This is a genomic window from Corallococcus sp. CA053C, from assembly GCF_003611675.1.
Lineage (GTDB): Bacteria > Myxococcota > Myxococcia > Myxococcales > Myxococcaceae > Corallococcus.
Genome location: NZ_RAWA01000018.1, coordinates 48,320 through 57,272 on the forward strand (window position 1 = coordinate 48,320; position 8,953 = coordinate 57,272).

General features: G+C 69.6%; 6 protein-coding genes. All 6 read right to left on the minus strand.

What is annotated here, in order from left to right:
- Positions 1–62: 62 nt before the first annotated feature.
- Complete coding sequence (locus tag D7V97_RS04165) at positions 63–1,274, minus strand: HAMP domain-containing sensor histidine kinase (protein WP_158623264.1); 1,212 nt, start codon at positions 1,272–1,274, stop codon at positions 63–65.
- Positions 1,275–1,282: 8 nt separating this feature from the next.
- The gene (locus D7V97_RS04170; protein WP_120609279.1) at positions 1,283–2,779 is read right to left on the minus strand and encodes an ATPase domain-containing protein; all 1,497 of its coding nucleotides are present in this window, start codon (positions 2,777–2,779) and stop codon (positions 1,283–1,285) included.
- 61 nt (positions 2,780–2,840) lie between these two features.
- Positions 2,841–3,812, minus strand: coding sequence for a serine/threonine-protein kinase (locus D7V97_RS04175; RefSeq protein ID WP_120609280.1), 972 nt, complete (start codon positions 3,810–3,812; stop codon positions 2,841–2,843).
- A gap of 5 nt (positions 3,813–3,817) precedes the next feature.
- A complete protein-coding gene (locus tag D7V97_RS04180) occupies positions 3,818–4,966 on the minus strand; it encodes a hypothetical protein (RefSeq protein ID WP_120609281.1) in 1,149 nt (382 codons plus the stop codon).
- A 66-nt stretch (positions 4,967–5,032) separates the two neighbouring features.
- Positions 5,033–6,484, minus strand: coding sequence for a hypothetical protein (locus tag D7V97_RS04185; protein WP_120609282.1), 1,452 nt, complete (start codon positions 6,482–6,484; stop codon positions 5,033–5,035).
- 79 nt (positions 6,485–6,563) lie between these two features.
- A partial coding sequence (locus D7V97_RS04190) for a transglycosylase SLT domain-containing protein (protein ID WP_120609283.1) occupies positions 6,564–8,953 on the minus strand: 2,390 nt, incomplete at its 5' end.

Below are 8,953 nucleotides of genomic sequence, written 5' to 3' on the forward strand. Positions count from 1 at the left end.
ACCTGCGAGAGGCCGGGACCGTACCCCGGCCCGGGCCGTCCAGGTGCACCTCCTGGCGCGATTCACCGGGCGCCGGCCACCACCGTCGAGGGCGGATCCAGGGCCTCCGGGGAGAAAGCCCTGGGCTGGAAGGGACGCGCGTCGAGCGGCACCTCGATGGTGAACGTCGTCCCCTCCTCCACACCACTCTCCACCGACACCTGACCGCCATGGGCCTCGACACAGCCCCGCACCAGCGTGAGCCCGAGTCCCCAGCCCACCTGGATCGAGGCCTCGGCGCTGCGGGCGCGAGCGAACGGCTCGAAGAGCCGCCGCCGGTCGTCGGGCGACAGCGGCGCCCCCTCGTTGTGGACGGAGATCCGGGCTCGCCCCTCGACGCGCCGGATCGCGATGGTCACCGGCGCGTGCGGGGCTCCGTACTTGATCCCATTGGTCGCCAGGTTCCAGACCGCCCGCCGGAGCTCATCCGCGCTCCAGATGCCGTGGACCTCCTCCACCGCATCCAACCGGACGCGGTCCGCGTGGAGGAGGTTCAGCTCCTCCACCACGTCAGCGATGATCGTCTTCAGCTCACAGGCCTCCAACCGCAGCGGCAGCGGCTGCCCCGCCTGCACCCGGCTGGCGTCGAGGATGTCGCGGACCATGTGCTCGATGCGGTCCAGGTTCCGCTTGATGCGCACGCCCAGCTCCCGACGCGGGTCCAGGCGCTCCGGTAAGCGGAGCAGCACTTGCGCCGCGAGCATCGCCGCGGAGACCGGGCCCCGGAGGTCGTGGGCGAGCAGGGAGACGAACCGGGCTCGCAACTCACGCTCCGCCGTGAGCGCCTCCATCTGCCGCTGCACCTGGAAGTGGAGATCCCGCATCTGGAGCTGCCGGGCCCGCCCCCGAAGCGCTGACTGGACGGCGGTGATCATCGTGAAGACCCGGACGGGGCGCTCGAGGATCGTCACGTTGCCGCTCGGCTCCAGGGAGCTGACCGCCCGGACCCGTGCCGCGGTCGTCTCGCCCGCTCCGGTGGAGATGATGATGGGCACATCGGACCACGGAGCCTGGGCCCCCACCGCCCTGGAGAGCAGGGCCAGTCCTGAGACGGTGAGGGCCTCCTCGGCGAGCAGGAGCGCTCCGGCGCCCTCCTCGAATTTGGCGCAGACCTCCGCCAGGCTGGCGCACGGCTCCGCGACGATGCCCGCGCGCGCGAGGACGTCACGCGTGACGAGCGCGTCTCTTCCAATGGGAGCGAGCACCAGCACGCGCTGCTCCAGGGCCCTGTTCATCTCGGTGGTCATTCACGTGGGGGAAGCAAGGGCCCCTCCCCGCCACGGTCGCTGGGCGTGCCGGTGAGCACACCATGGGACTCCCTGAGCGGCCTGCCGACGCGGATCCCCTGGGTGCCGAGCTGGAACTCGCGGATCGTCCGCTCGTGCCTGCCGCTGCGCTTCTTCACCGCGGAGATCGACTGCCGCACCTCGCCTGCCGTCTCGAAGTAGCGAAGCAGCAGCACGCAGTCCGAGAGGTAGCTGACGTCCACCGGTACGTCCATCGTCGGCCCCAGCAGCCCGAACTGGGCCATGTTCAGGATCGTCGTCACGCCCTTCTGCGCAAGGTAGGTCAGCAGCTCGTGCAGATGGAGGATCAGGAAGGACTCCTCGGGGACCGACTGCAGGTAGCCGTTCAGGCTGTCGATGACGATCATCTGCACCTGCTGCTTCTCCACCGCCTCGCGGATGCACGAGGAGAGCTCTCCCGGCGAGAGCTCGGCGGGGTCCACGTGGACGACCCGGATCGTCCCCGAGCGGAGGTGCGCCTCCGCGTCCGACCAGAGCGCGCTGGCGCGGGCCCTCCACGTCCCGACCGACTCCTCGAACGTGAACAGGACGGACTTCTCTCCCCGCCTCGCGGCGGCCACCGCGTACTGGCTGGCGAGGGAGGACTTGCCCGTCCCCGCCGCGCCCAGGATCAGCGTGCTGGTGCCGCGCTCGAGCCCGCCACCGAGCAGGTCGTCGAGTTCGGGGATGGCACTGGAGACCGGCTCGCGGCTGAAGACCTTGGGGTGCTCCGCCGCGACCAGGCGCGGGTACACCACCAGCCCCCCGGTCTTGATCTGGTAGTCGTGGTAGCCCTCGCGGAACGAGCCCCCCAGAAGCTTGTCCACCATCAGCCGACGCCGGGTGGTGCCGTATGCAGGCGTCGTCTTCTCCAGCACGATCAGCCCACCAATCAGCGTCTCGAGGATGCCGCCGCTGTCGCGGCCCGCGAATCCTTGCGAGTCGATGAGCAGGACCGTGCACTCGCGCTCGAGGAAGAACTGCTTCAGCAACAGCAGCTGCCGGCGGTAGCGCAAGGGTTCGCGCGAAAGCAGGCGGATCTCCGAAAGCGAATCGATCACCACGCGGACCGGCTTCACCCGGTCGATCTCCTCGAAGATGGGCCGCGTCGTCTCGTCGAGCTCCACCTCGGCCGGGTGGAACATGGTCTGCTCGTCCTCGCGACGGATGCGCTTGAAGGCGGGGGTGATCTCCCAGATCGGAAGGTCACCGAGCGACCAGCCATGGGAGCGTGCGATCAGCTCCACCTCACGCCGCGTCTCGGTGAGCGCGACGTACAACCCCTGCTCCCCAAGGGCCTGGCCTTCGAGCAGGAATTGGAGCCCGAGGGTCGTCTTGCCGACCCCCGGGTTGCCCTGCACCAGATAGATGCCCTTCCTGGGCAGCCCGCCCCCGAGGACGTCATTGAGTCCCGGGATGCCAGTAGGAATCTTCTCGCTGTCGGAGACCGTCATATGCCCCCCCTTCTTCTCTTCAGGGAGACGACGGTGCTGTCAAGGCGCGTTGCCCTGCCCCTCACCCCGGGCGCTTGAGCACCGCGGGCCACAGCTTCGCCAGGTCAGCGCGCAGTGCGGTCGCGCTGGGGAAGCGCTCCTCGGGCCGCTTCCGCATCAGCTGGAGCACGAGGTGTTCAAAGGACTCCGGCAGCTCCGGCCGCAACGTCCTGGGCGCCACGGGGGCCTCCTGGACGTGCAGGAACATCAGCGGCACGGGCTGCGCGTGACGGAACGGCAGCTGTCCGGTGAACAGCTCATACGCCACCACGCCCAGGGCATAGAGGTCCGTGGCGGGAGACACGGGGGTGCCCATCACCTGCTCGGGCGCCATGTACTCCGGCGTTCCCAGCGTCGTGCCCTGGGCGGTGGCGCCCATCACATGGGTGCTCTTGGCGAGGCCGAAATCCATCAGCTTCAACACCCCGGTGCGGGTGATGAAGAGGTTGCCGGGCTTCACGTCCCGGTGCAGCACCCCGTGCGCATGCGCATGCTCCAGCGCCACGGCGGCGTGCGTGAGCCACCGCAGGGCACTGGCGAGCGTGGGGCGCCCTTCGAGCAGGACCTGCCGCAAGTCCCGGCCCTCCAGCAGCTCCACGGTGAGGTAGTGCCGTTCGCCATCCCAGCCCACGTCAAAGACATGCAGGATGTTGACGTGCTCCAGCGCCCGCGCGTGCTCCACCTCCTGCCGGAAGCGCGTCACCAGGGCCTCGTCCGCGTGCGGCACCGCCAGCACCTTGAGCGCCACGCGCTGCTGCTTCTTCAGGTCCAGCGCCTGGTACACCGTGGAGGTGCCGCCCACGCCCAGCCACCGCTCCACCTGGTAGCGCTCCGCCACCACCGACCCGGGGACGAGGCCCCGGTTCGGCGACAGCGGCGGGGTCACCGCGCCCTGGATCCACGTGCCCTTCGGCGCCGAGGGCGGCGTCAGGTACGTCACGCCCCCGGAGATGTCCTCCACCGAGGGGAGTGTCTTGTCGTCGTCCCGCCGCATCAGGCTCAGGTCTCCAGCAGGGAGACCGGGGCCGGTCCGCCCGAGCCCTCGATGTCCAGGTGGGGCGTGGGCAGGTTGTATTCGGAGGCGGCGATGGTGGCCTCCACCATGATGGGGCCGGAGATCTCCGGGGGCTCCCCCTGGCAGAGCAGCTCCACCACGTGCTCCAGCGTCCACTTGCCCAGCCGGTGGACCTCCAGGCGCTTGCCATTGAACCGGGCCGTGTCGGACAGCTGCTCGCTCGCGGTGAGCTTGGCCTCCACGGAATCACCCAGGTAGCCGCGCGCCAGGGTCAGCACCCGGTCCACCACGGAGTTCCACGCCTGGAGGAACGTGCGGTCCTGAGCCTCGTCGATGATGTCCAGGCCCACCTGCAGCCGCTCCATGCGCTCCAGGAACTGCTGCACGAGCCGGCCCCGGATGACGCGGCCGTGCTGCGGCGCGATGATCTCCACCGCGGGCGTCAGCTGGCGGATGGCCGCCACCGCGCGCACCAGCGCCGCGTTCACCGGCATGTAGATCTGATGGAACGCGCGGATGCCCGTCCAGTCGGACTCCTCCGCCCACAGCCCCTGCGCCTTGGAGTCCGTGAGGCCTCCGAAGAGGTCACCCGTGAAGAGGACCCGCGTCTGCGGGTCGTACAGCATCACCGCGCCCCGGAAGTGGCAGAAGGGCGAAGGCACCGGCAACAGCTTGTGTCCGGTGGGCACGCTCAGGCCCTTGGAGAACTTCTCCGTGGGGATGAAGCGGTTGCGCGGCAGGTTGAAGTGGACGATGAGCCGCCACGTGTCCTCGGAGCACAGGATGCTCGCGCGGGGGGAGTAGCGCGCGGAGATGATGGCCGCCGAGGAGCCCACGTCCGGGTCCTGGTGGTTGATGAAGAGCGCCGACAGCCGGTCCATGCCGCCAATGAGTGTCACCACCTTGGTGTGGATGGTGGAGAAGTCGCTGCTCGAACCCGGGTCGATGAGGAGGTTGAACTCGGAGGGCTTCTTCGTGCGCACGTCCGTGCCGCGGAAGCGCCGCAGGAACGGGTTGGCGTAGAAGATGCCGCCGGGTTCGCGCTTTCCTACCCAGAAGGTCTCGGGTGCGATTTCCACTGCGGTGCGGTTGAGCTCTGGGAGGGGGCCCGGGGGGACTTCATGACTGCTCATGGCGTGTTGTTCCTTCACGCAAACGAGAGGGGGTTGAACGGCGCCCGGACCCTAGCAGACCCCGCCTCAGCGCACCCCAGACTCCACGCCCGGGCGGTCGTCGAACAGCTGCACCCAGCGTCCATCGAAGCCGCCATTGCTGCCCAGGTACCAGGCGCCCGGCAGCCAGAAGCCCTGCTCCACACCGTCGGAGGAATCCACCGCGCCGCTGTGTACGAAGTAGTCGTGCTGCCACCACCAGGCATTAGGCGACGTGCTGTAGCCGCTGGCGCTCGCACGCGTCCGGCCGCGCGAGTCCACCACCGTGCTGGCCCAGGCGTTGTCATGGAAGGCATTGGACCCGCCGCCGCCCGTGTCGGACGCATTGCTGTTGAGCTCGAACGTGCCGAAGAACCACTTCTTCGCCGGGTAACCCTCACGGTCGTCCTCGTTCTCGATGTCCCGCGTCTTCGAGAAGAAGCGCTGCATCCCGGTGCTCACCTCCGCCTGGCCCGCCTCGTTCAGGACGGGGCTCTCCAGGAAGAAGGACTCGGGAGCGTCCGGCAGCCAGTGCGTCGCATAGCCGCCGAACTCCCAGTGCGTGGGCACGATGTCCGCGATGTCCTGCAGCTCGTACGTCACGCGCTTCACGGCGGGCCAGTTGGCGGACGTCCCGTTGTCGTAGCGGCTGGCCTGCGCATCCGCGTTGGCGTACCGCACCGGCTGCGCGTTGAACGCCGCCACCGCCGCCGCCGAGTCCTCCGGCACGAACACGTAGTGCAGCTTCTTGCGGCCGTCGTCGTTGTTCACGTCCGCCTCCGCCTTCCCGCCCGACGCCATCCGCCCCGCGAAGAAGGAGTACGGCTCCGTGACGAAGCGCAGCTCCTGCCCGTGCGCCGCGAGCAGCTTGTCGGACCACTCCGCCTGCCAGATGAGCAGGTGGCTGCCCGTGGGCGTCTGCATGAAGTTGAGGTCGGTGCTGCCCTGCTGGCGCACCACATTGCGCTTGTGCTGCGTCACCACCGCGTACGCCACGGACTCCCCGCTGCCCGGGTTGCCCACCACGTTCTTCACCTGCATCTCCACCCGCTCCCAGTCGTGGAGCTGGTAGTCACCCGCCGCGTTCTTATCCAGCGCGTGATACAGGTGATACACGAGGACGAGGTTCTTCCCCCCGTCCATGTATTCAATCATCGACGTGTACAGCGTCGGCCGGACACGCCAGCGATCAAAGGCGCTCGGCCCCGTGCGCGACGCGTCCACGAACTGGGGGATCTGCTTCCAGTGCAGCTTGTTGTTGGAGAAGTCGCCGTCCTGGTCGAAGTCGAAGTTCGTCAGCCAGTCGTAGCCGTGCCGGCCGTCGTTCGCGTTCGCGCGCTTGAAGATGACCGGGGCGTAGTAGCGCAGGAACGCCTGGCGCTGCGCGTTCGTCAGCGACCAGGGCTGCGACTGGGCCCGGACCGGTGCCGGCCAGCTCAGGCCCGCCAGGAGCAACGCCAGGACGACCAGGGGTCCAACTCTCTTCGGGGATGGGTTCATGGGCGGCCGAGGAAACCACGGCCCGCCCGTCCCTCTCCACGAAGAATACGTGAATTCAGGTTTCAGCCAGGATTACACACTAACGCGATGCGCTGGGCATCACCGGCACCTTGGGCACGCGGCCGTAGAGGAGCTGGTAGGTGTTGTAGGAGCGCAGCACGCGCTTGATGTAGCCGCGCGTCTCCGCGATGGGGATCTCCTCCACCCACGCGTCCAGCGGCAGCGCCGGGTTGGACGCGCGCCAGCGGTTCACCGCGCCGGAGCCGGCGTTGTAGCTGCCCACCGCATAGGGCGTGTGGCCCTTGAACTGTTTGATCAGGCCGCCCAGGTAGTGCGCGCCGAAGCGGATGTTGAGCTCCGGCTGGAGCAGCGCGTCCACCTTGAAGTTCTTCACCTTCAGCTCGCGCGCCACGCCCTTCGCCGTGGACGGCATCAGCTGCGTGAGGCCCAGCGCGCCGGCCCAGGACAGGGCCTTGGGGTCCAGGGCGCTCTCCTCGCGCATGAGCGCCTGGAGCAGGTCCGGCTCCACGCCCGCGGGCACGGTGTGCTTCTCGATGAGGTCGCGGAAGGCGTTGGGATAGGCCACCTCCCACACCGGCCGCGTCTGCGCCGTGATGCGCCCGCTCAGGTCCTTGCGCAGCGCGAGCCGCGCGATGGCGTGCGCCGAGCGCGCGTCGCCGGACTGCGACAGCACCATGACGAGGAGGCGCATCGACTCCGGTGGCTGATTGGTGCGGTTGACCAGCATCAGCTCCGAGGACACCGAGTCCGGGAAGCCCAGCCGCAACAGCTCCACGCCCGCGCGGAAGTGGGAGTCGTCGCCCATGGGGCCCGCGAACATCGGCCAGGGGCTGGCGGCCTCCGGCACGTCGAAGATCTGCTGCGTGGCGCGCTCCAGCCGCTGCGGATCCAGCTCGCCCAGCTTCGAGCGCGCCATCAGCCCGTAGTACGTGGCCGGGTGCTCCACCGCGAGCTTCTCCATCAGCTCCACGGCGCCCTGGATGTTGCCGCGCTCCTCCAGCGTGCGGGCCCGCCAGTACCGCGCGCGCTCCACGTCGTAGGACTCGTCCGCGGTGGCGAACTGCTGCTCGATGCGGTCCAGGAAGGAGAACCCGCCGTCCTCCGCCTGCGACGTTCGCGCCACCCAGAAGGCCTTGAAGAGCGCCTCGCCCAGGAAGTCGCCGCGCGGGTACAGCCGCGCCAGCTCGTCCAGCCGCGCCATCGCGTCCTTGGGGCGGGACGTCTTCACGTACAGGTCCGCCGCGTAGAAGAGCGCGTCGTCCGCGAACGAGTGGTCCGGGAACTCGCGCGCCAGCCGCTCGTACGTCTCCGTGCCGCGCGCCTGGTCCACGATGGAGCGCGACGAGCCCAGCACGTACAGCGCGCGCGCCAGCAGGTCGCGGTCCTTGCACTGCTCCACCACGGGGGTGAGCACCTGGATGGCGCGCGTGTGCTGGCGCTCCTTGCGCTGGCCCTTGCCGTAGGCGAAGTGCGCGCGGCACGCGAGCGCGTCTGGCAGCTTCATCTGCGGCAGCAGCGGCTCCAGGATGGCCAGGCCCTGCTTGTTGCGGTGCGCTTCGATGAGCGCCTCGGCCCGGCCCACCTTCGCGTCCAGCGGCGTGGCCTGCCCCTTCAGGCGCTTCTCCACCTGCTTGATGATGGGCGACAGGGGCTGGCTGGCCCACAGGCGCCACAGCGCGGCGCGTTCAGCGGTGCGGTCCTTCTTCTCCACCGCGAGGTCCGCCGTGGCGATGAGCGCCTCCGCCCCCACGTTGCGGCCCCAGCCCGTCATGGCGCGCAGGGTGAGCGGCGTCAGCGCCGCCATGGCGCCGTCGTAGTCCTTCTTCTTGCGCAGCACGCGCGCGAGCCCCAGGCGCGCGTCCACGTACATCCGCGAGTCCTCCGGCACCTGCTTGAAGCTGGCCGCCGCGTCCTCCAGCCGCCCCTGGGACTCCAGCGCCACGCCCGCGTGCGTGAGGCACCGGTCCCTGAGCGCCGGGTAGTCGTTGGCCAGCGCCGCCATCTCCGTCGCCGCCGCCTTGTCGTCCCCGGCGCGCACCGCCGACAGCGCGCGCAGGTAGCGCACGGGCAGGCTCTCACCGGCGCCTTCCAGCAGCGTGCGCGCCTTGGTGTACTGGCCCTTGTCGAACGCGTCCTTCGCGTCCTTCCCCTTCCCGTCGCTGAAGTACGGGGTCAGGTCCTCCAGCCCGTAGCGGCGCCCCCGGTGCACCACCGGCGCGGGCGGCACGATGCCGGGGAAGGCCGGGTTGAGCACCTCCACGTAGCCGCCCGGCAGCGGGGCCTTGTCGGCGTCCGGAGGCGGCGTGAGCTGCGCCTCGGACGGCGCGCTGCCCGTGCGGGAGGCCGGGGCCTGATCCGTGTCTTCGATGGAGCCCGCGGAGCCCGCGGACGCCGCGCCCGCGAGCCCCTTCGAGCCGTCCTCGGTGAGGGCCGGGGCCGGGGCTGCGG

Bases quoted from the DNA above. Each gene is read 5' to 3' on its own strand.
- D7V97_RS04165 (WP_158623264.1), bottom strand. From the start codon at position 1,274: ATGAACAGGGCCCTGGAGCAGCGCGTGCTGGTGCTCGCTCCCATTGGA.
- D7V97_RS04170 (WP_120609279.1), bottom strand. From the start codon at position 2,779: ATGACGGTCTCCGACAGCGAGAAGATTCCTACTGGCATCCCGGGACTC.
- D7V97_RS04175 (WP_120609280.1), bottom strand. From the start codon at position 3,812: ATGCGGCGGGACGACGACAAGACACTCCCCTCGGTGGAGGACATCTCC.
- D7V97_RS04180 (WP_120609281.1), bottom strand. From the start codon at position 4,966: ATGAGCAGTCATGAAGTCCCCCCGGGCCCCCTCCCAGAGCTCAACCGC.
- D7V97_RS04185 (WP_120609282.1), bottom strand. From the start codon at position 6,484: ATGAACCCATCCCCGAAGAGAGTTGGACCCCTGGTCGTCCTGGCGTTG.